This window comes from Caldalkalibacillus thermarum (assembly GCF_014644735.1).
Lineage (GTDB): Bacteria > Bacillota > Bacilli > Caldalkalibacillales > Caldalkalibacillaceae > Caldalkalibacillus > Caldalkalibacillus thermarum.
In genome coordinates this window covers 18946-40693 of the sequence record NZ_BMKZ01000002.1, presented here as the reverse complement: position 1 = coordinate 40693, position 21748 = coordinate 18946, and the positions used below count along the sequence as shown (strand labels likewise).

22 protein-coding genes are annotated in these 21748 nt (G+C 45.4%); 20 read left to right on the top strand and 2 right to left on the bottom strand.

Annotated elements, in window-relative coordinates:
• The 13 genes from IEW48_RS01305 (at position 1) to IEW48_RS01245 (ending at position 13307) form a co-directional block, all read left to right on the top strand.
• Positions 1-342: a cytochrome C oxidase subunit IV family protein gene (locus tag IEW48_RS01305; RefSeq protein ID WP_007505951.1), complete on the top strand. Its 342-nt coding sequence runs from the start codon at positions 1-3 to the stop codon at positions 340-342.
• 163 nt (positions 343-505) lie between these two features.
• Positions 506-1414, top strand: coding sequence for a cytochrome c oxidase assembly protein (locus tag IEW48_RS01300; RefSeq protein ID WP_188622251.1), 909 nt, complete (start codon positions 506-508; stop codon positions 1412-1414).
• Positions 1415-1487: 73 nt separating this feature from the next.
• Complete coding sequence (locus IEW48_RS01295; protein ID WP_188622250.1) at positions 1488-1946, top strand: DUF420 domain-containing protein; 459 nt, start codon at positions 1488-1490, stop codon at positions 1944-1946.
• Positions 1947-2107: 161 nt separating this feature from the next.
• Positions 2108-3637, top strand: a complete 1530-nt coding sequence (gene miaB / locus IEW48_RS01290) for a tRNA (N6-isopentenyl adenosine(37)-C2)-methylthiotransferase MiaB (protein ID WP_188622249.1) — start codon at positions 2108-2110, stop codon at positions 3635-3637.
• A 3-nt stretch (positions 3638-3640) separates the two neighbouring features.
• Positions 3641-4075 (top strand): YlbF/YmcA family competence regulator, encoded by a 435-nt coding sequence (locus IEW48_RS01285; RefSeq protein WP_007505947.1) that lies wholly within the window; start codon positions 3641-3643, stop codon positions 4073-4075.
• 154 nt (positions 4076-4229) lie between these two features.
• Positions 4230-4796, top strand: a complete 567-nt coding sequence (locus IEW48_RS01280) for an outer spore coat protein CotE (protein ID WP_007505946.1) — start codon at positions 4230-4232, stop codon at positions 4794-4796.
• A gap of 126 nt (positions 4797-4922) precedes the next feature.
• Positions 4923-6242, top strand: coding sequence for a putative amidoligase domain-containing protein (locus IEW48_RS01275; RefSeq protein WP_188622248.1), 1320 nt, complete (start codon positions 4923-4925; stop codon positions 6240-6242).
• Positions 6243-6293: 51 nt separating this feature from the next.
• Positions 6294-8921 carry a DNA mismatch repair protein MutS gene (gene mutS / locus IEW48_RS01270; protein ID WP_188622247.1) on the top strand — a complete coding sequence of 876 codons (2628 nt, stop codon included), beginning with the start codon at positions 6294-6296 and terminating at the stop codon, positions 8919-8921.
• Positions 8918-10831, top strand: a complete 1914-nt coding sequence (gene mutL, locus IEW48_RS01265; protein WP_188622246.1) for a DNA mismatch repair endonuclease MutL — start codon at positions 8918-8920, stop codon at positions 10829-10831. The genes mutS and mutL overlap by 4 nt, the downstream gene beginning before the upstream one ends.
• A 2-nt stretch (positions 10832-10833) precedes the next feature.
• The gene (locus IEW48_RS01260) at positions 10834-11628 is read left to right on the top strand and encodes a class I SAM-dependent methyltransferase (RefSeq protein WP_007505942.1); all 795 of its coding nucleotides are present in this window, start codon (positions 10834-10836) and stop codon (positions 11626-11628) included.
• Positions 11621-12562, top strand: a complete 942-nt coding sequence (miaA, locus tag IEW48_RS01255) for a tRNA (adenosine(37)-N6)-dimethylallyltransferase MiaA (RefSeq protein ID WP_188622245.1) — start codon at positions 11621-11623, stop codon at positions 12560-12562. The genes IEW48_RS01260 and miaA overlap by 8 nt, the downstream gene beginning before the upstream one ends.
• Before the next feature lie 42 nt (positions 12563-12604).
• The gene (gene hfq, locus IEW48_RS01250) at positions 12605-12838 is read left to right on the top strand and encodes an RNA chaperone Hfq (protein ID WP_188622244.1); all 234 of its coding nucleotides are present in this window, start codon (positions 12605-12607) and stop codon (positions 12836-12838) included.
• Between the two features lie 31 nt (positions 12839-12869).
• A complete protein-coding gene (locus IEW48_RS01245) occupies positions 12870-13307 on the top strand; it encodes a BrxA/BrxB family bacilliredoxin (RefSeq protein WP_007505939.1) in 438 nt (145 codons plus the stop codon).
• Between the two features lie 65 nt (positions 13308-13372).
• Here the strand turns inward: IEW48_RS01245 and IEW48_RS01240 are convergent, their stop codons facing one another.
• Complete coding sequence (locus tag IEW48_RS01240) at positions 13373-13891, bottom strand: YwhD family protein (protein ID WP_188622243.1); 519 nt, start codon at positions 13889-13891, stop codon at positions 13373-13375.
• A 214-nt stretch (positions 13892-14105) separates the two neighbouring features.
• Here IEW48_RS01240 and IEW48_RS01235 point away from each other — a divergent pair, with 214 nt between their 5' ends.
• From IEW48_RS01235 to IEW48_RS01220, 5 genes are all read left to right on the top strand, one after another.
• The gene (locus tag IEW48_RS01235; protein WP_188622242.1) at positions 14106-14456 is read left to right on the top strand and encodes a HesB/IscA family protein; all 351 of its coding nucleotides are present in this window, start codon (positions 14106-14108) and stop codon (positions 14454-14456) included.
• Between the two features lie 101 nt (positions 14457-14557).
• Positions 14558-17365 carry a UPF0182 family membrane protein gene (locus IEW48_RS01230; RefSeq protein WP_188622241.1) on the top strand — a complete coding sequence of 936 codons (2808 nt, stop codon included), beginning with the start codon at positions 14558-14560 and terminating at the stop codon, positions 17363-17365.
• 141 nt (positions 17366-17506) lie between these two features.
• Positions 17507-17596 carry a putative holin-like toxin gene (locus IEW48_RS16950; RefSeq protein WP_222822582.1) on the top strand — a complete coding sequence of 30 codons (90 nt, stop codon included), beginning with the start codon at positions 17507-17509 and terminating at the stop codon, positions 17594-17596.
• Positions 17597-17882: 286 nt separating this feature from the next.
• Positions 17883-18299 carry a DUF309 domain-containing protein gene (locus IEW48_RS01225; protein WP_007502578.1) on the top strand — a complete coding sequence of 139 codons (417 nt, stop codon included), beginning with the start codon at positions 17883-17885 and terminating at the stop codon, positions 18297-18299.
• A gap of 21 nt (positions 18300-18320) precedes the next feature.
• Complete coding sequence (locus IEW48_RS01220) at positions 18321-19088, top strand: DUF3891 family protein (protein ID WP_188622240.1); 768 nt, start codon at positions 18321-18323, stop codon at positions 19086-19088.
• A 9-nt stretch (positions 19089-19097) separates the two neighbouring features.
• On the opposite strand, the gene IEW48_RS01215 is transcribed toward IEW48_RS01220, so the two are convergent.
• Complete coding sequence (locus IEW48_RS01215) at positions 19098-19307, bottom strand: YrzA family protein (RefSeq protein WP_007502580.1); 210 nt, start codon at positions 19305-19307, stop codon at positions 19098-19100.
• A gap of 128 nt (positions 19308-19435) precedes the next feature.
• Between IEW48_RS01215 and spoVK the strand changes: the two genes are divergently transcribed.
• Both spoVK and hflX read left to right on the top strand, forming a co-directional pair.
• Positions 19436-20395: a stage V sporulation protein K gene (spoVK, locus tag IEW48_RS01210; protein ID WP_371874793.1), complete on the top strand. Its 960-nt coding sequence runs from the start codon at positions 19436-19438 to the stop codon at positions 20393-20395.
• A 77-nt stretch (positions 20396-20472) separates the two neighbouring features.
• Complete coding sequence (hflX, locus tag IEW48_RS01205) at positions 20473-21720, top strand: GTPase HflX (protein ID WP_188622238.1); 1248 nt, start codon at positions 20473-20475, stop codon at positions 21718-21720.
• The last annotated feature ends 28 nt before the right edge of the window (positions 21721-21748 follow it).

Sequence of the window (21748 nt, the reverse complement as noted above, 5' to 3'; positions counted from 1 at the left end):
ATGGCCAATGTGAATCATACCTCACACGGGCGGCATACAGTTGACGAAACCATTAGAGACAAGCAGGCTGAAAAGAAAGAGAACATGCAGCTCTATGTGTCATTCGCCTTAATGATCGTGTTAACGGCGATGGCCTTTGTTGCAGTGGCCAGTGAGCAAATTCCGGCCGGTTTTGCGGTTCCCTTCATTCTGTTGCTGGCATGTATACAGTTTATTTTGCAACTGTTCATTTTCATGCACTTGAATGAGAAAGGCAGCGAATATCCCATTCTATTTATGTTCAGCGGTGTTTTTGTGGCTATCCTGACCATTGCCGCTTTGATGTTATTGATTTGGTGGTAAAACATATATCTGATGATCATTCAACCCCTGGCATGTACTTTGACAATTCCTTGTCATTGCTTGCAAAGGACATGCAGGGGTTTTAAAATATGGTTGAACCCATAAATGATTAATTGGTTGTTTAATCGGCTTTTGTGCAGGCTGGAGAAAGGAGATCTCGGCCATGACATTGCGTGATGCGCTGAACAATTACAGCTTTTTTGAGCTGTGGCGTCCAGATATATTGGCTGTACTGCTTGTTGTTGGGATGCTCTATCTGCTTTTGACAGATCGGCTGCGAGAACAATTGCCCTTTGCAACCGCTCCCGTGTCCCGGGGGAAAAAAGCGGCTTTTCTGTCAGCACTGCTGATATTGTATCTTGTCCACGGCACACCGATTCATGTGCTGGGATACTATTATTTGTTTAGTGCCCATATGCTGCAGATGGCTGTCAGTTACATGGTGGCGGCACCGCTATTGATTATTGGTATCCCACAATGGGGATGGAATGCTTTGTTAAGTGTACGGACTGTGAAAAGCGTGTTTGCCTTTATGACTCATCCTTTTGTAGCCGTGATAAACTTTAATGCCTTTTTGTCTTTTTACCATGTACCCATTGTGTTTGACACAGTGATGCAATACCACTGGCTGCATGCCGTTTATCATTCTTTTCTCTTTGTGGCAGCCTGTTTCATGTGGTGGCCCATTATCAGCCCATTGTCTGGTGAACGGCAATCGACCTTTTTGCGCAAATTTGGCTACATTATTACAGGAAGCGTTTTGATCACGCCTGTATGTGCACTGGTTATATTTGCCCAAAAGATCCTGTATACCACCTATATCGACGCACCCCAAATATTTGCTACACTCTCTCTTTTGGATGACCAGCAATTGGGGGGCGTGATCATGAAGCTGGTCCAGGAAGCTGCGTTCGCAACAGCCTTAATTATCATCTATTTCCAGTGGGCGCAAAAGGAGCGTAGCAGACGAGAAATTGATCCCGTTGAAGAAAAAGATTTAGGCTATGTAACCAGTCATTCTCAGTCCAATCATGTTGTGATCAAACAGCCTTCTACCCAACGGAGCAACTAAAACTTTATTTTGTCAGTATTTGTCAGTGTCAGAAGAGCTTAAGGATACTGGTAGTTGAAGGAGAAGGGATTCCATGGCATACATTTTACCCCTGATAAGCACTTTATGTATAGTGATCAGTGCCATTCTGGTCGCGATAGGCTGGGTTGTGATCCGGCGTGGGGATACGAAGCGTCATATTCAGGTGATGGCATTTGCTTCAATCTTTGCTGTGATATTTTTTGTTATTTATATGTCCAGAACCATTTTTATAGGCAATACCGCTTTTGGCGGCCCAGACCATGTCGCGCCATATTATCATCTTTTTTTGCTTTTCCATATTGTTCTGGCCACATTAGCCGCTGTATTGGGCCTGTTAACACTTTACTATGGTTTTAAGAAACAATATAACCAGCATAAACGGATTGGACCCTTAACCTCGGTGATCTGGTTTTTAACAGCTGTGACCGGCGTTACTGTTTATCTCTTACTTTATGTGATTTATCCACCCGGTGAAACAACCAATATGTTGCGGGCCATTATCGGCGGATGAGGGAGACTGGCAGACAGTCTCCTTTTGTTATCTGTTGTGTTTTCTCGTTTGCTATATGATGCTAAATTAACCAAACTGTTCGTTTGCCCATCATTTTAAATTTCGTTATAATGTATATGTTATAGAAAACAAATGCATCCTTGTTGTAGGAGTTGATATAGATGGCAAAAGACTACAGCAAATACTTTGATTCCTTTAAAGTCATTTCCGAAGAGAATAACCGTAAACGGATACGCATAAAAGGACGCCAAGTGACCATTTATTCTGAGCCGGACTTTAAAGAAGGACGCCGGCGCGGCAAAGAAGATATTAAGGTGTTTCAAGCAGAGATACCTGAAGAGATGCTTGATATCGGCAAGGGTAAAAAGTACTTGCTGGTTACTTATGGGTGTCAAATGAATGTACATGACAGTGAGCACATTGCCGGTTTGCTGGAAAGCATGGGCTATACGCCAACAGAAGATGAAACAGAGGCGGATGTAATTCTTTATAACACCTGTGCCATCCGTGAAAATGCAGAAGACAAAGTGTTTGGTGAGCTTGGCCGGCTTAAACGTTTAAAAACAGAAAAACCAGAGCTGATCTTGGGCGTATGTGGCTGCATGTCCCAAGAGGAGGCGGTGGTGAATAAGATACTGCGCAGCTATCATCATGTCGATCTGATTTTCGGCACGCATAACATCCACCGGTTGCCGGTTCTTTTGCGTGATGCCATCCTTTCCAAAGAAATGGTCATCGAAGTGTGGTCCAAAGAGGGAGATATCATTGAGAATCTTCCTCAGAAAAGAGAAGGGGGCATCAAAGCCTGGGTCAATATCATGTACGGCTGTGACAAGTTTTGCACCTACTGTATCGTGCCATTTACCCGAGGGAAAGAACGCAGCCGCCGTCCAGAAGATGTGCTGGCTGAAGTGCGTGAACTGGCCCGACAAGGCTATAAGGAAATTACGGTCCTAGGACAAAATGTGAACGCATATGGCAAAGATTTTACAGACCGCCGCTACCGTTTGGCCAATCTGTTTGATGACATCCGCAAAATTGATATTCCCCGGGTCCGGTTTACAACAAGCCATCCGTGGGATTTTGATGATGAACTGATTGAAGTGCTAGCCAAAGGCGGCAACCTGGTTGAGCATATTCACCTTCCTGTTCAATCAGGAAACAATGAGATTCTCAAACTCATGGGGCGGAAATATACACGGGAAGAATATTTAGAGCTTGTCCGTAAAATCAGGGCAGCCATTCCAAATGTTTCTCTGACCACAGACATTATTGTCGGTTTCCCCAACGAGACAGAGGAGCAGTTTGAGGACACTCTCTCCCTGGTTAAAGAGGTAAAATTTGATTCGGCGTTTACCTTTATCTATTCTCCGCGCCATGGCACTCCGGCTGCTCAAATGGAGGACAATGTACCAGAAGATGTGAAAAAAGAGAGGCTGTACCGCCTGAATGCCCTGCAAAATGAAATCAGCCGCCGTAAGAATGAAGCCTTAAGAGGACAGGTTGTTGAAGTGTTGGTTGAAGGGGAAAGCAAAAATAACCCAGATGTCCTGGCCGGCCGGACACGAACCAACAAACTGGTCAACTTTAAAGGTTCTAAAGATGCAATTGGCAAGCTTGTTCATGTAAAAATCACTGAACCTCAAACATGGACATTAAAAGGAGAACAGGTTCAGCCAGTGGAGGTATGATTTATGTCAAAGTCTGAAATTGTGACCCGGAAAGAAATTATTGAGCAAGCGGAAAAATTGGCCGTTCTCATTGCCCAGTCTGCAGAAGTGGATTTCTTTAAACGGGCCGAGCAACAGATTAAAAAAAATGAAAAAGTGCAACGTTTGATTGCCGAGATCAAGCGCTTGCAAAAGCATGCTGTTCACTATGAACATTACAAAAAAAGTAAGGCTTTGGAAGAAACAGAAGCCAAATTGGAACAACTTCACCAAGAGTTGGATCAGATTCCCATTGTCCAAGAGTTTAAACAATCCCAGAGAGATGTCAATGATTTGTTACAGATGGTGACCAATATCATTTCTAATACGGTTACCGATAAAATTATTGAATCAACAGGTGGCAATGTGCTCACAGGAGAGACCGGAGGAGGGTCTAACTTCTCTTGCCCCATTCGATAATCCCTGCTCTGTTAAACTGACACAAAGGCCTCCTTTGTCGCGTTCTTGATACAGGCACTGGATTTCATTGAAGAAATTCAGTGCCTTTTTTGCACCATAGACGATTGTCATGCATACAATTAACTGAACGCGATGTATGGAGGAGGTAGCGTTAATGTCTCAAACAGAAAGAGATATTCAATGTCGTGAAATTGTTACCAAAGCAGTTTGTGGTAGGGGTCGTAAATTTACTCAAGCTACTCACACCATCACTCCAGCTCATGCACCCACCAACATCTTGGGCTGTTGGATTATTAATCATACCTATACAGCTTCCAATGGGGGAGACATAGTTGAAGTAAGTGGTTCTTACGACATCAACATTTGGTACTCATACAACAAAAACACACAAACACAAGTGGCAACTGAAACAGTCAGCTATGTTGATCAAGTTCCGCTCACCATGATGGATAAAAACTATCTGGATGGCGAATTAGAGGTTGATGCCAGGGCGACTCAACAACCAACAGCGTGTGAGGCGACAATTGCAAACACTGGAGATGCTGTCCTTGTTCAAGTGGAACGCGAGTTTTTGGTTGAGGTGATCGGTGAGACTAAGGTGTGTGTCGTGGTTTGCCCAGGTGGTTGTGAAGGATTGGATGATGACAAGGAATTTTCCTTTGAGGATGATCAAGAGTTCGAAGAATTGGATCCTGACATTGTGATTGATGAATTGGATTAACTTAATATTTATTATGTAAAGTGGAGGGTTCATCCTCCATTTTTCTTTGCTCACTCTTTTAGTGGCGTCGCATATCTTGATACGTAGGAGGGTTGATCGACTCTAAGCAGAGGAGCTCGTATTCATATGACCGTCAAATTGGAAGAGCTGGACTTTCCCTATGTCATCGCGGATCCTGATCAGGTTGACCGATACCCACCAGGAAAAATTGAACTTCGCTTATATGTGCCTCCTCCTACTGAAACGGAAAAGCAACTTGAACAAAACTTGCTGCAGTCAGGCGGAATTGCGGTTGTTAGAGATAAAGATCCAAGACCGAAAAAAATATTGCGCTTTGCCATTTGCCAATTGGAGTGTTTTGCTCTTTGGCAAGCAGACCAAAGCGGAGAAGAAAACAGCCCCCTGTTAAAAACCCGGCCTGGCCGGAGAAGTTCTTTTCGTGCTTTGCCGCTTCAAACCTCTACACGGGATGTCAGAAAATCTCGGCAATTGGCTATACGTGCTTTATATTCATTAGGCTATGATTTAGGATTGGTTGATGTGGGGGTGTTTTCCGTCAAACCCCGGTACCGTGTGTGGCGTATGAGCAACCGTATTCCTCCTGGCAATAAGGAAGCTTTGAATCGTCTGATTGAAAGACAAGTAACAGAATATGCCCAACACCATAATCCCGTTCTGGGAGCCGATTTAGAGTTTGTTTTAAGGCACCGGAATGGGAAGTATGTTTTAGCTTCTAACTATTTTCCCAAGTTGGGCAGGGTGGGCTACGATTCAATCTGGATTCCTGGCCGGCGCAACAAACATCCTATTGCTGAACTTAGACCTAAGCATAGTCCTGATCCCAGGGAGCTTTTTAAAAATATTTTTCTGTGCCTGCGGCTTGCGGAGAGGAAAATCAATAACCCTGACATCCAATGGCTGGCCGGGGGCAAACCGCTGAAGGGTTTTCCCATAGGGGGGCACCTTCATTTTAGCGGTGTTCCGCTCAATACCCGTTTTGTCCGTGCGCTGGATAATTATCTGACACTGCCTTTATTTTTAATGGAAAGCCCTATCTCTCTTTCCCGTCGCCCGAAGTACGGCTATATAGGGGATATACGTGAGCAATTTCACGGGGGTTTTGAATACAGGACACCTCCAAGCTGGCTGGTTCGTCCCCGGATCGCAAAAGGGGTGGTTTGTTTAGCCAAGGTATTAGCCAATGATTACCAGCATCTGGAGTGGATGCCGCTGAATAATTGGCGAGTTCAAACAGATTTTTACCAGGAGGAACAAGATAAATTGAGAGGCATTGTTCACCAACTGTGGCAGGAGTTAAAGTTGCGCTGTCCTTCTTATAGGGAATACCAGCACGAGCTAGATCCATTCTATCAGCTGATTGAAGCTCACTATCGCTGGGATGAGTATCAGGATATTCGGCCTGCATGGCGCTTGACTTCACTCTAGTCTATCTATGTTATAATCAATAAATAGATTCAAGTATAGTGGAGGAAAGCCATGGTACACTACACACCGATGATGGAGCAATATTTGTCGATTAAAAAGGAATATCCTGATGCTTTTTTGTTTTTTCGTCTGGGAGATTTCTATGAATTGTTCTTTGAGGATGCTAAGCGGGCAGCCCAAATCCTGGAGATTACGTTAACCAGCCGCCCAGCGGGAAAAAGTGGTGAAAAAATCCCGATGTGCGGCGTTCCCTATCATACAGCCAACCAATACATAAAAAAGATGATTGATCAAGGCCATAAAGTAGCCATCTGTGAGCAGGTAGAAGACCCCAAAGAGGCCAAAGGGGTGGTCAAGCGCGAAGTCGTGCGTGTGATTACCCCGGGCACCTTAATGGAAGAGAGCATGTTAGCTGAAGATGAAAATAATTTCATGTTGTTTTTGACCAAAGCACCTGACCTGTATGCTGTGGTAGGCTGCGATTTGTCTACAGGCGAAGTGACAGGCACCGAAATAGGGGATTGGGGGTTGTTTGTTGAAGAGGTCAGTCATTTTCAACCTAAAGAAGTCATTATGTCTACTTCCTTTTCACAAAATGAAATCAAGGGTTTGAAACAACACTACCCAGGCATTATAACCGTGCGGGAAGTTGGTTCAGCGGACGTCGTCAATGCTTCTGAATGGCTGAGGCTTCAAACGGCCTCAACACAGAGCGAAGTGATCAACGAAGCTCTGGTGCTCATGTATGAGTATTTGCTGGATACCCAAAAAAAGGTTGTTGATCATTTGCAACCGTTCCATTATTACCGGCCTCAGGCCTATTTATCATTGGATACCCATGCCAAACGTAATCTTGAGTTATTGGAAACATTGCGTGAGCGCAGCAGGAAAGGATCATTATTGTGGCTTTTGGATCAAACCTCTACAGCGATGGGTGGACGACTGCTTAAAAAATGGCTGACAAGACCCTTGCTTGATCAGGAGTTAATAGAACAGCGCTTAGATATTGTTGAGACATTGGTGAACAACCCCTTGGTTCGTGAAGAAATCATGCTCATTTTAAAAGAGGTTTATGACCTGGAGCGTTTGGCGGCCAGGGTGGCTTTTGGCAACGTTACACCAAGGGATTTGTTGCAATTGAAACGGTCTTTACAGGCGCTTCCCGATCTGTTGGAGCAGCTTGACCAGTTGCCGAACAATTGTATGCATCCCCTTATCGATTCCATAGACCCTTGTCCGGAGTTGGTCAGATTACTGGACCAGTCCCTTTCAGAGGATGCTCCAGTTACGATTAAGGAAGGGGGCATCTTTAAGCCAGGATATAACGAGGAGCTAGACCAGCTGAACAAAGCAAGCCGGGAAGGAAAGAACTGGATCTCTGAACTTGAACAGAAGGAACGGGAACGGACGGGGATCAAATCGTTAAAAGTAGGTTATAATAAAGTGTTCGGCTATTATATTGAAGTGACTAAAGCCAATGTCCATCTTCTTGATGAGGGACGTTACCAACGTAAGCAAACCTTGAGTAATGCCGAACGGTTTATTACGCCTGAGCTCAAAGAGAAAGAAGCATTAATTTTGGATGCCAGTGAACGGGCCATTGAATTGGAGTATCAGTTATTTATAGAATTAAGAGATAAAGTGAAAAACTATACGGACCGTTTACAAAAACTGGCCGGTATCATTGCCCAGATTGACTGTTTATGCTCTTTTGCCAAGGTCAGTGAGAAGTACCATTATGTTCGACCCCGCTTTAGCCAGAATGGAGAACTGGTGATCCAAGAAGGGCGCCACCCTGTGGTGGAACAGGTGCTGCCTAGCGGGGAGTTTGTGGCCAATGATCTCTACATGAATGATAAAGACCGGCAGATCTTGTTGATTACTGGTCCTAATATGGCTGGTAAGAGCACGTATATGCGACAGCTGGCCCAGATCGTCATCATGGCCCAAATGGGCTGTTTTGTCCCGGCTAAAGAGGCAACTTTACCTATCTTTGACCAAATTTTTACCCGTATTGGGGCAGCAGATGACCTGGTTGGCGGTCAAAGCACGTTTATGGTTGAAATGATGGAAACCAAACGGGCGATTACCAAGGCTACCCCGAACAGTTTGATTTTACTTGATGAAATTGGCCGGGGAACGTCAACGTATGATGGCATGTCATTGGCGCAAGCCGTAATAGAGTATATTCATCACCAAGTGCAAGCCAAAACCTTATTCTCTACCCACTATCATGAATTGACCGATCTGGAACAGGAACTGGAGCGAGTTAAAAATATTCATGTGGCTTGTTCTGAACATGAAGGGCGTATTACGTTCTTACATAAAGTGTTGGAAGGGAAAGCAGATCGCAGTTATGGAATCCATGTTGCTGAGCTGGCAGGTATGCCCAAGGCTGTAATAGAACGGGCAGCTGCTATTTTACAGGTATTAGAGTCCAAAGCAGAAACAGCTGTGGCCACCGATCAGCACGGAACGCACAGGGACAAGGGTCCTGTGCAGCTCTCTCTGTTTGGAGATGAAGCACAGGAAGAGCCGTACAGGCGGGAGCCAAAATGGCAGCAAGAAATTTTAGAGGAAATTGAAACATTGGATTTAATCAATATGACACCCCTTGAAGCATTAAACACCCTTTACCGCCTGCAGCAACACCTGAAGCGTAAAGGGGGTAGAACATGAACCACATCCAGGTGATGAGCGAAGATCTGGCCAATAAAATTGCTGCGGGGGAGGTAGTGGAGCGTCCTGCTTCAGTCGTTAAGGAACTGGTTGAAAATGCCATTGATGCCCAAAGCACAGTCATTGACGTGGAGGTAGAGGATGGGGGCTTAAAGCGGATTAAGGTGACAGATAATGGGACCGGCATGTCCCGTCAAGACAGTCAATTGGCTTTTGAACGTCATGCCACCAGCAAAGTTAAAACGGAAAGGGATTTGTTCCGGATCAAAACCTTGGGATTTAGAGGAGAAGCGTTACCCAGCATCGCTGCCGTCTCCAAAGTGACGCTAGAGACTTGGAACGGACAAGACGAAAAGGGAACGCTCATCCGTTTGGAGGGAGGGCAAGTGACAACGGTTGAAGATGCCCCTCTCCGCCAAGGCACCATGGTGGAAGTGACCGACTTGTTCTTTAATACCCCTGCCCGCTACAAATATTTAAAAACCGTTCACACTGAGTTAAGCCATATCAGCGACTTGATCAACCGTTTGGCCCTGGCCCACTCCACCATCTCTTTTCGCTTGCGGCATAACGGAAGAACCCTGCTTTCAACCAGTGGGAATGGGAACCTGTTGCACATATTGGCTCATATTTACGGACATCAAGCAGCCAAACAGATGCTTCCTTTTCAGGCGGCCCATCTGGATTTTGAAGCAGAAGGCTTTTTGAGCAAGCCTGACCTAACCCGGGCGAACAGGCATTATCTGACCGTTATTATTAACGGCCGCTTTGTTAAGCATCAAGGGATTAACAGAGCCATTTTACAAGCCTATCACACCTTATTGCCGGCACACCGTTACCCGGTTGTACTCTTGAGCCTGAAAATGGATCCCAGCTTACTGGATGTCAATGTCCACCCAGCAAAACTGGAGATCAGGCTGAGTAAAGAGAATGAACTGTTAGAATGGCTGGAGGAAGAAATAAAACGAACGTTACAGGAACATTGCCTCATTCCTTCGCCTTTATCCAGTATGAAACGGCGTACACAAGGTCAACACAAGCCTGTCCAGCAAACGCTCGACCTGAGTTTGCCACAGGAAAAACCTTCTCGTCCTGAGGAAGTTCAAAAACCAAATGATGGCAACTCTGTTCATCAATCCCATGTACAGCATTCTTCTCAGCCTGACCAGATTCACGATCAAAGCGGCGAATATGCCGAAACAGAAGGTTTACCTGTGAAAGAGGAAGAAAAGCTTGGAAAACAGACATCTCATCCTGTCGCAGAACCCCCCGCAGTAAAGGCAATGGAGCAACCTGTTGCTGAACAAATGAAGCGGCCAGCTGAGAAGATCCCCCTATTGTACCCTATAGGCCAGCTTCACGGCACATACATTCTAGCCCAGAATGAAGAAGGGCTGTACATGATCGATCAGCACGCCGCACAAGAACGAATATGGTATGAACATTTCACAGAGAAACTGAATCAGACAGAGCGAGCCAGTCAAGAACTGGCCATTCCGCTGGTTCTCGAATTTACCGCAGGTGAGGCTGCACTCATCAAAAAGCATCAACCCATACTGGAAAAAGCAGGTCTATTTTTAGAAGAATTTGGGCATCATGCATATATGATCCGGTCTCATCCTAATTGGTTCCCACAGGGTGAAGAAGAAGCGTTGATTCGGGAAATGATTGATTTTGCTATTCATCACAAGGGAAAATTGGAGTGGATGACCTTTAGGGACGAAGTGGCTAAAATGATGGCTTGTAAACAATCCATTAAAGCGAATCAGTATTTGACCCGCAAGGAGATGGAAGCTTTGCTTGAGAAGCTTCGACTCAGTTCCAATCCCTTCACTTGTCCCCATGGACGACCTATTACGGTGTTACTCACCAAATATGAGATCGAAAAAATGTTTAAAAGAGTGATGTAGCCATGTTAGTCACCACAGCAAGAAAACAAGACCATCTCGAATCTAAAGCCAAGCAAGTGGCCCAAAGGCTGGGTGTTCCGTTCGTTAAGCGGCGATCTTACTCCATTCAGGCTCTGTGCCGTACGTATGAAGCGGATCATATTGTACTCGTGACATCAGAAGGAATCAAATGTGCTTTTTGTGATGGGAAGGAGAAGCCTTTTTTCTTTCATCCTAACTCTGCAATGTTGCGCATCCGCCGCCTGATGAGGGGGGAAGAGGACCCTTTAGCAAAAGCAGCGGGGCTTAAAGAGGGTATGTCCGTTTTAGATTGTACCCTTGGCTTAGGTGCCGATGCCATTGTAGCCAGCTATATTGTTGGCGAAAAAGGCAGGGTGGTAGGCATAGAGTCTGTTCCAGTACTGGCCTGTATTGTGCAAGACGGTCTTAAAACATTTGAGACTGAGCAAAAGGCCGTCAATGAAGCGATGCGGCGCATTGAAGTGATTTGTAATCATCATTTGTCTTACCTCAAACAATGTGCTGACAATCAGTTTGATGTGGTCTATTTTGATCCCATGTTTGAACGAACCGTTCAGCGCTCGATGGGAATCGCCCCATTAAAACGGCTGGCTAACTATGAAGAACTCAAACCTGAAGCGATCCAAGAGGCAAGGCGGGTGGCTAGAAAGCGTATTGTGCTGAAAGACTCCCGGGAAAGCCCTCGTTTTGAAGCTTTAGGTTTTACTCCCCTTATTCGTCCCCATGCCTCCTTTTGGTTTGGGATTATAGACTTGGAGTCCGATCATCATGAATAAAGACCGGTTGTTATCTATTGTGGGTCCCACGGCAGTTGGGAAAACAAAATTAAGTATTGAGCTGGCCAAAGCCTTTGATGGGGAAATCATTTCAGGAGATTCGATGCAAGTATATAAAGGGATGGATATCGGGACAGCCAAGATTAAGGAAGAAGAAAAGGAAGGCATTCCCCATTACTTGATCGATATCCTTGAACCCCATGAGGACTTCTCTGTCTCTCACTTTCAGAACTTGACAAAGTCTTATATCAAGGAAATCAATAGAAGAGGGCGGCTTCCCATCTTGGTCGGAGGGACAGGGTTGTATGTGCAAGCGGTCACCCATGACTTCCACTTTGCTGAGAAGAACAACCCTGCCCTGCGGGAAAAGTGGAAAAGATTTTTAGCTGAACACGGCAAAGAGGCTCTTTACAAAGAATTGCAAACTCGTGATCCGGCCTATGCGGCCAGGCTGCATCCAAACAATACCAGGCGGGTGATACGAGCGCTGGAGATTCTGGAGACAACAGGCAAAAGCATGGCACACTATCAACAGGACTGGCACCGCCGTTCTCCCTATGATCTTGTCATGATTGGGTTAACTATGGAACGGGAAAAACTGTACCAACGCATTAATCAACGGGTAGACCAAATGATGGAACAAGGTTTGGTGGAAGAAGTCAAACAACTGCTAGCACGAGGGGTGCCAAAATCGTCTACGTCCATGCAGGCAATCGGCTATAAAGAGATTGTTCGTTATTTAGAGGGCGAATTGACATTGGATGAAGCCGTGGAATTGATCAAGCGCAACACACGGCGGTATGCCAAGAGGCAGCTCAGCTGGTTCCGGCGCATGGACGAGATTCGCTGGTTTGAGGTAACCGATCATCGCCAGTTTTCTGCGGTGGTCAAAAATATTATCCACTATGTGGCAGGAAAATGGCAGATGATCTAGAATAGATTAAAGTAAGCAAAAAATGAGGAGGAACATAGAAAGATGAAACAAAACGTCAATATTCAGGATTTCTTTTTAAATCAGATTCGCAAAGAGAATATTCCCGTTACAGTTTATCTTGTGAACGGGTATCAACTTAGAGGCTTTGTCAAAGCCTTTGATAATTTCACTATCGTGATCGATTCTGAAGGAAAGCAACAACTTGTGTATAAACATGCCATTTCTACCTTTACACCAGCCCGTCCTGTATCCCTCAATCATGAGCAGGAAAAATAAAAACCCCATCATATTAAGGAGGTGAGTGCGGATGAATATGTTTTTCCAAAATCAGATGGATCTGATGATTCGTCCGATGCGAGAAGAGCTGACCCGGCACGGCTTTGTAGAATTAAAAACACCGGAAGAAGTAGACGAAGCGTTTAGGTCTGCCAAAGGGGTGGCGCTGGTAGTGGTGAACTCTGTTTGTGGCTGTGCAGCCGGATTGGCCCGCCCCGCTGCTGTTCAATCCCTTAATTACGACAAAAAGCCTGATCATCTGTTCACCGTCTTTGCCGGACAGGATAAGGAAGCAACAGCACGAGCCCGGGAATATTTTGAAGGTTATCCGCCTTCATCACCTTCATTTGCCGTGTTAAAAGATGGAAAAATCGTGGGCATGGTACAGCGCCATGAAATCGAGGACAGTGATATGGAGAGCATTATCGCCAAGCTGCATGCCTTATACGACAAAGCCCACGAAGCGTAATCACAAAGATTAACATACAAAAAACGCTTGGACTTCCACATCAGCCAAGCGTTTTTTGTTATGCTTTAGGCTTCCAGTTGTTGCTTGAGATCTTCACTGGAATGCTCCCACATGTTTTGATTATGATTTTGGAGAAAATCCTTGAGGATTTTCTTGGACTTCTTATCCATATGGTTAACCACGATTTTGCGTTTAAGCGCTTTGTCCATATGATTGACATGTTCGGCTAAATTCTTGTAGCCCCGCCGTGCTTCCCGGTCCACTGTCATCTCACAAGCAGCTACCCCGGCGTAATAGGGTCCATGCTCATTACGATCCACAGTGACCCATACGATCCAGTAGGGGCGGCCATTGGGCACCTCTTCTTTATTAGGGGTAAATTTGATCCGCTTTTCCACTTCACTTCTGGCATGTAAAGCACCCATGTCTACAAAAGCCCGTTCATTCTCTACATCAATGATGACAGGAGAAACATTATTCAAGTTGAGTGTGCCTACCCCAAAACCGCCATGTCCATCTGTAGAATCATTGTTCAAAATTGTAAATTGTGATTTGTTCTTTTTATTTTTGTTTAATAAATCCATCGTTTTCACCCTTTCAAAAGCTAATGGGTTATCACCGCTTTTAGTTCATATTTTATCATATTTTTGAACAGATAGATACGCAGCCTGTAAAGTATAATTGGTGTACAGTGCCACAATAAATTGCCACAATAAATGAAGAGGATCATCGTTCTTGTGTCTGTTTATTTGACGCGTTATAATAATCATAAAGACTCCATAAGGAGGGAGCTTAAAAATGATCACCATTACCGAGAGTGCTAGTGCTAAAATTAAAGAAATGCTGGCTGAAGAAGAAGGTAACCCATACCTGCGTATCGGTGTCACCTATGGCGGATGCAGCGGATTGACCTATGGTATGGGATTTGATACAGAAAAAAAAGATGGCGACGAGGTGTTTGAACAAAACGGAATCACCATCGTTGTGGACGCAAACAGCAAAAAATTTTTGGCAGGGACCAAAATCGACTACAAAGAAAATTTGATGGGCGGGGGTTTCACCATCGATAATCCCAATGCCATTGCCACCTGTGGTTGTGGAACTTCCTTCCGGACAGCGGAAGATGCCGGAAAACCGGAAGAGTGTTAAACACGTGAACGCAAGCCTTCCTTACACTTAAGCGGTGGAGGGGAGGCTTTAATTTTTATGGGACTGTCTGATCTCATGGTTTTGATAAGGGGTGAGCGCTTTTGAAGTTTAAGGTTTATCATTATCACGATTATCAGCCCAAGAAAAAATTAAACAAGAAAAAAGCATACTGGCTTGCTGCAGCCGGTCTGTTTTTGATGATTTTCGTGATTGGTGACTTTTTATTTTCTTTGTTGGCTGAATACATATGGATGGATTCATTGGGTTATAGCGATGTCTTTATCACCATCCTATCTGCACGTATCCTGCTATTTGCTGCAGGTTTCCTGTTATTTAGCTGTACGTTATTCCTGACCCTGCTAGGCATCAGACGCGCCTATTTACACCACTTTTTCCCTGAGGAATTACCATTCATATTCCGTCAGCGCAAGCTGTTTATGATCAGCAGTCTTGTTATGGCCTCCCTTTACGGTTTATTGGGTTCAAGTGTTGTCCAAGGATTAGGTTGGGAGCGGTTTTTAACCTATCAAAACCAAGTGTCATTTCAGGTCAGAGATCCTATTTTTGGTCATGATATCGCCTTCTATGTTTATTCTTTGCCTTTCTGGAATTTTGTGGTCAGTTCATTGCTTGGTTTGGTGATCGTCATATTAATCATTCAAGGTACAGCTTACGGGCTAGCCAAGTTGTTGTGGAGGGATCGGGGAGCCAGGATCCAGTTTACGTTGAGCGTGATGTTGTTAGGAGGGCTTCTGGGAACGAAACATTTTTTGGGCCGCTACGACACCGTGTTAAGCGATACGATTAATGGCTTTCAACAGAAAAGTGTAGTTTACGGCGCCAGCTACACAGATGTAGTGATTAATATTCCCTCTGCCTATCTTTTGGGCGTGACACCGGTCATGGCTGCGGTGGCCATCTTAGTTGGCCTGTACAGAAAAAACTGGCGCTTGATCGCAGCCGGTCCAATCCTGTACGTGCTTGTGCTAATCGGTGTTCAACTGGCCGCCTGGGGTGTACAACAGTTTGTGGTCACACCAAATGAATTTGAGCGGGAAAAACCCTATCTTGAACATAGTCTGACCTATACCCGCCAAGCCTATGGCTTGGACAATATTCGCCAATATGTCAATACAGGCAGCGGTGTGCTATCGGAGGAGTTGCTGGAGAGAAACCGCCTCACTTTAAATAATGTGCGCATTAATGATCCACGGCCCCTCCTTGATGTGTACAACCAGATGCAAACCATCCGCACGTACTACCAGTTTAATGATGTAGATGTGGACCGCTACCCGATAGATGGGGAGTATCACCAGGTGTTTATTGGGGCTAGGGAATTAAATACGGAAAACTTACCCGCCCAGGCTCAAACATGGGTGAACCGGACTTTGCGCTACACACATGGATATGGCATAGCGGCCAGTCATGTCAACCATGTTACACCTCAAGGGCAACCGGAGTTTTTGGTTAAAAATTTGCCGCCTGAGGGCAGCCTGAACGTGACCCGCCCCCAGATTTATTTTGGAGAACAAAATTATTCCTCCGTGATCGTCAATACCAAGGTCGATGAGTTTGATTATCCAGAAGGGGATTCTAATGTAACCTACCGCTATACTGCAGATAGCGGGATTCCTATGACCCGTTTTCATCGTTTTGTGTATGCCTGGGAGGAAAAATCGCCGCGCATCTTTATCTCTGGTTTGATTACTGAAGAAAGCCAGCTGCTCAGAAAACGAAATATTATGGAGCGTATTAAGTCCATTGCCCCTTTTTTGCAATATGACCAAGACCCCTATATTGTGGTCAGAAATGACGGGACGTTGGTTTGGATTGTGGATGCTTATACAACCACCCGCTACTATCCTTATGCCGAACCAGTGAGAACGGGTTTCAATTATATCCGGAACCCAGTCAAAGTAGTCGTAGATGCTTACACGGGCGAGGTTCATTTTTATGTTGTTGACCGGGAGGACCCCCTGTGGCAAACGTATGCGAACATTTTCCCCGGTTTGTTCGAGGAAAAGATACCAGAAGACATCCGGGCCCATTTCCGCTACCCCGTCAATTTGTTTACCTATCAGGCAGATATCTTCAGAACCTATCATATGAGCGATTTAGAAGTTTTTTATAACCGGGAAGACATGTGGGCTTTTCCCACAGAGAAATATTATGACCAAGATATTTTGATGGAACCTTACTACATTACCATGCAGCTACCCGATGAAGAGCAGGAAGAGTTTATCCTGATCCAGCCTTTTACCCCGAATAACAGGCAAAACATGATTGCCTGGCTGGCAGTGCGAAACGATTGGGAATACTATGGTGAGCTGCTCTTGTACCGCTTCCCCAAACAACGGACCGTTTACGGACCGCAACAAATTGAGAACCGGATTAACCAAGATCCGTATATCTCTCAGCAATTAAATCTTTGGTCACAAGGTGGTTCACGGACCATCAGAGGCAATTTATTGGTGATCCCCATAGAGGATACGCTGCTTTATGTGGAGCCTGTCTATATTGAATCCGACTCGCACACTTCACTGCCTGAAGTGGGGAAAATTATTGTGGCTTATCAAGATTACATTGTGATGGAAGACACCTTTGAAGAGGCGATAGACCGCCTGCTGGAAATGGAAGCAGGAGACGTCCGGGCGGATGGACAGCAATCTGGCCAAGACGAACAAACGCCACTCATCGTGACTGCCGAAGCTTTGGTTGATCAGTTGGCCGATCTATTTAATGCCTACCGGGACGCAATGAGCGCTGGTCAGTGGGAAAAAGCAGGCCGGATTATGACTGAAATTGAAAAGCAGCTGGAGACTTGGCAACAGCAACAAGTGATAAACCAAACTGCTCCCGGGGAAGAAGCTGAACCGGTGGATGGGGAAGAAGCAGATGCAGAAGGGTAGGTGTAAGATGCCGGAACAAGTTCATTCTGTAGCTCAAGATAGAGAAAATAATGGAAAAATGATATAATGAAAAAGGCAACTATATAGGCAGGGTGGGCGGTGGCCACCCCTTGATTTTGGTAAGAAAGGGGGTGGTGCCGTATGCTGACAACTTATGAAGCGATGTTCCTTATGATCGCCTTTGCTTCTTTGATCGTAAGTGTCATCGCCGTAGCTCAAAAAAAGAAGTAACCCACCCTGTTGGAGGCTGAGGGTAGGTTACTTAACACTTGCCCAAAGGCCACCGCACTTCTTGCGGTATGGTTGCCAGTCTGAGCATCGGTGCGGCAACACCGGTGCTCCCTTTTATTATATACTCTAATGATCAGAACATGCTAATTCTGGTACTAAAAACGTATTTTAATGCTCTCTTTATCTTCATTATAAAAGAGTGACGGTTGTATTGCAAATGCTTTATGACCAAAAAGAATACCATTATCGCTCACGACCATAAGATGATAAAAATGAGGGGAATCGGATGATTTACCATCACTTGTATCTATTATATCTGTACTATTTTAACATTAAAAGGGATTACTACGAGTGCCATGATGTCCTGGAGGAACTGTGGCTGGAGGAAGGTTGTTATTCTTTTTATCAAGGTCTGATCCAAGTGGCAGTAGGTTTATACCATTTCCGTTGGAATAACATTGAGGGGGCTAAATTACTGTTTGAAGGTGGCTTGAAGAAGCTGGAGGCGTATCCGGACCATCATTACGGGATTAACGTTCAAAAACTTCGTCATGATGTGAAACATTATCTATACAAGCTGAATCATATAGAAGAGGACCCGTTTGAGTTTTATGACTTAACAATTGAGATTGTCGATGAAGATCTGCAAGAGATGGTGGAAGGGATTGCACGGGAGATGGAACAAGAACAAAACTCCCCTTGATCTGGAATGGAGAGTGAGAACATGATCGTCGTTGATTTTCAGGATCATTTTGTACTGATTCAACAGTATGATCACGCCCAGCTTTCCGGAGATATCGCCACAAACTGGAATCCCCGGCATTTTTATGGGAGCCCCAAACGGCAGGATGTCCTGTATGCAATCTATGAGCATGACCGGGGCTGGATTGACCTCGACCACACACCGTTTTGGAACGATGCCGAAAACGCACCATATTCGTTTATGGAATTTCCTTTGCGTCCTAAATTGACATTTTACCGGAAGGGAGTGGATGAGGTCCAAAGATACAGCCCTTATGCTGCCCTATTATGCAGTATGCATTACTGTTCGTTCTTTGCCAGTACATCCGAGCCGGCTGCCGAACAGTACATGCAGGAAGAAAAAGAGCGGCAACGGCTGATCAGAGAAGATTTACACCTTTCTACTCCCCAGGAAGATGCCGATCTGAAATTCCACTTTGACTTGCTCCAATTTTGTGATAACCTTTCCCTCTATGTGTGCCTGAACCGGCCAGGTGTATCCAAAGAAGAGGAGATCAGCTGGTACCGCCAGGGGTTTCCACAGCGTTTTTCTCACCTGGACCATCAGACCATCATGGCCCGCTGGCTGGATACTGAAACGATCCAACTCAACCCTTTTCCCTTACAAGAGGGCTGCACTTACGGTGTTAAATTGAAAAAGGTGCCCAAACAAGCCATTAAAGAAAAAGGGCTTGCCGAAGCGTACCGGCAAGCAGGATGGGAATTGCGGCATGTCCGTTTCACTCTGTAGCATTATCTCTTACTTTTTTGCTTTAAAATGAACCACAGCACTATACAAGGGCTGGCCAGTCCGGGGATCAAAAGCCACTTGATGTTGGACAGAATGGACTTCCAACAGCAGGGCTTTATTGTTCTCAATTTGCTCGTCAATTTTTTTCTCCAGTGTTTTTATGTCGGTTGCCTCAAAAAATTCTACTTTGTCCTCAATGCGTTCCAGCTTTAATTGCATACATCATCACCTCACCAAATCCCTATTATACCACATTACTTTACCATTCTAGTGTCTATGCCCTTGAGTCACCATTGTCTGGGCTCCTGCGTATGATACTTATACATTGACACAAAAAGAGGTGACCGATTGTGTCTAAGCCTGTCATTCGTCACGACGGGGGACATATTAACATTAAGTTTATGCCAACGTCCCATCAAGTTCATCAACCACAGGCTGCCCATCAGCGCGCGTTTATCCCTGACTCACCAAAGCATATGATTCTGGAGCGGGCTATGAAACAACTTGAGCGCCTCGTGGGCTTGGAGAATGTAAAAGACTTTATTTATGAAATCTATGCCTGGTTATATATCAACCAAAAGAGAAAAGAGCTGGGTTTAAAAACAACATCCCAAAGCTTGCATATGATTTTTAAAGGAAACCCGGGCACTGGAAAAACGACAGTGGCCAGGATTTTAAGCCAGATGTTCCGCGACATTGGGGTGTTGAGCAAAGGACATCTGGTAGAGGTAGAGCGAGGAGATCTGGTTGGGGAATATATCGGTCATACGGCACAGAAAACACGGGAAACCGTTAAAAAAGCGTTGGGAGGGATTTTGTTTATTGATGAAGCTTACTCATTAGCCAGGGGAGGGGATAAGGATTTCGGAAGGGAAGCCATTGACTGCCTGGTAAAGGCAATGGAAGACTACCGGGATCAATTTATCCTGATTTTAGCCGGTTATCCACAAGAAATGGATTATTTCCTGTCATCCAACCCTGGTTTGCCATCCCGTTTCCCCATTGTGCTGGAGTTTAAAAACTACACCATTGCTGAACTGTTAGCCATTGCTGACATCATGGCTGAGGACCGCGAATACCGGTTAACTGCTCCGGCCAGGAAAAAGCTGCGCTTGATCCTGGAACAGGATATGCGCTTGAACCCTCACAACTTCAGCAACGCCCGTCTGGTACGCAATGTGATTGAGAAGGCCATCCGCGAACACGCCGTGCGGATGCTGTCTGCTGAGTTCCACACCCGTGAAGAGTTAATCACACTGTCTGCTGAAGATTTTATCCTGCTGGAAGATGGTACTTACTTCAACTAGAAAAGATGCTACAGTTTTGATACCATAATTTTGGTACCAGCAAGGATCAAGACACGAAAAAAGGACTGAACGGAAGAATGATTGAAAAGGCCGTATTGGTTGGCTGTCTGTTACCCCATCAACAAGAGCGGGAAGTTGAAAGCTCACTTTATGAGCTCTCTTTATTAGCGGAGACAGCGCAGGCCCAGGCAGTGTGTACGGTGATCCAGAAGAGGGATCGGGTTGATCCCGCTTATTACATCGGCAAAGGAAAAGTGCTGGAAGTGGCCAGTTTGGTAGAAACCTACCAAGCAGACCTGGTCATCTTTAATGATGAGCTGTCACCCAGCCAAATCAACAATCTTGAACAGCTCCTGCCCTGCAAAGTTATTGACCGCACTCAGCTCATTCTGGATATTTTCGCCCTCAGAGCCAGGTCAAAAGAAGGTAAGTTGCAGGTCGAACTGGCCCAGCTTAATTATTTATTGCCCCGCATCGTGGGTAAAGGAACGGAGCTGTCCCGGCTCGGAGGCGGCATTGGCACCCGCGGTCCCGGTGAAACGAAACTGGAACTGGACCGCCGCCATATCCGCCGCCGTATCCGGGATATTAGACAAGAATTGGACAAGATTGTTGCCCACAGGAAACGCTACCGGTCCCGGCGAAAGAAGCAGCAAATGTTTCAAGTGGCCCTGGTAGGGTATACCAACGCCGGCAAATCCACTCTGTTAAACCAGCTGACAGAAGCAGAGGCTTATACGGAAAACCAGCTGTTTGCCACGCTGGATCCCTTAACGAAGCAAATGCGCTTACCGTCCGGGCATATTGTTCTGTTAACGGACACTGTCGGCTTCATTCGGGATTTGCCCACAACCCTGGTTGCCGCTTTCCGTTCTACTCTCGAAGAGGTGAAAGAGGCCGATCTGATTTTGCACGTGATTGATAGTCATGATGACAACCATCAGGATCAGATTGACGTGGTGGAATCCCTGTTAACAGAGCTGGATGCCGGTCATATACCCGTTGTAAGGATTTTTAACAAAAAAGACTTGCCTCCAGCTCCTGAACTCATGGTTCGTCCTGAAGATCTCTATATTACTGCACTTGATCCCCATGATTGCTGGAGGGTGAAAGAACGGATTGAAACGGTATTGAAGCAACAGATGCACACTTATCAGCTCTTGCTTCCTGCCAGCGAAGCCCAGCTCATTCCCAAGCTGCGACAGGTTGGTTTTGTGGAGCAGCTTACTTGGGATGAGGGACAACAAGGTTATCGGGTCACGCTGCATTTACCCGTTTACCACCCCTTGAAGAATAAAATTGAACCGTTTCGGATTCAGCATTAATCCGGTTATTAGTGTGAGAAATATTTTA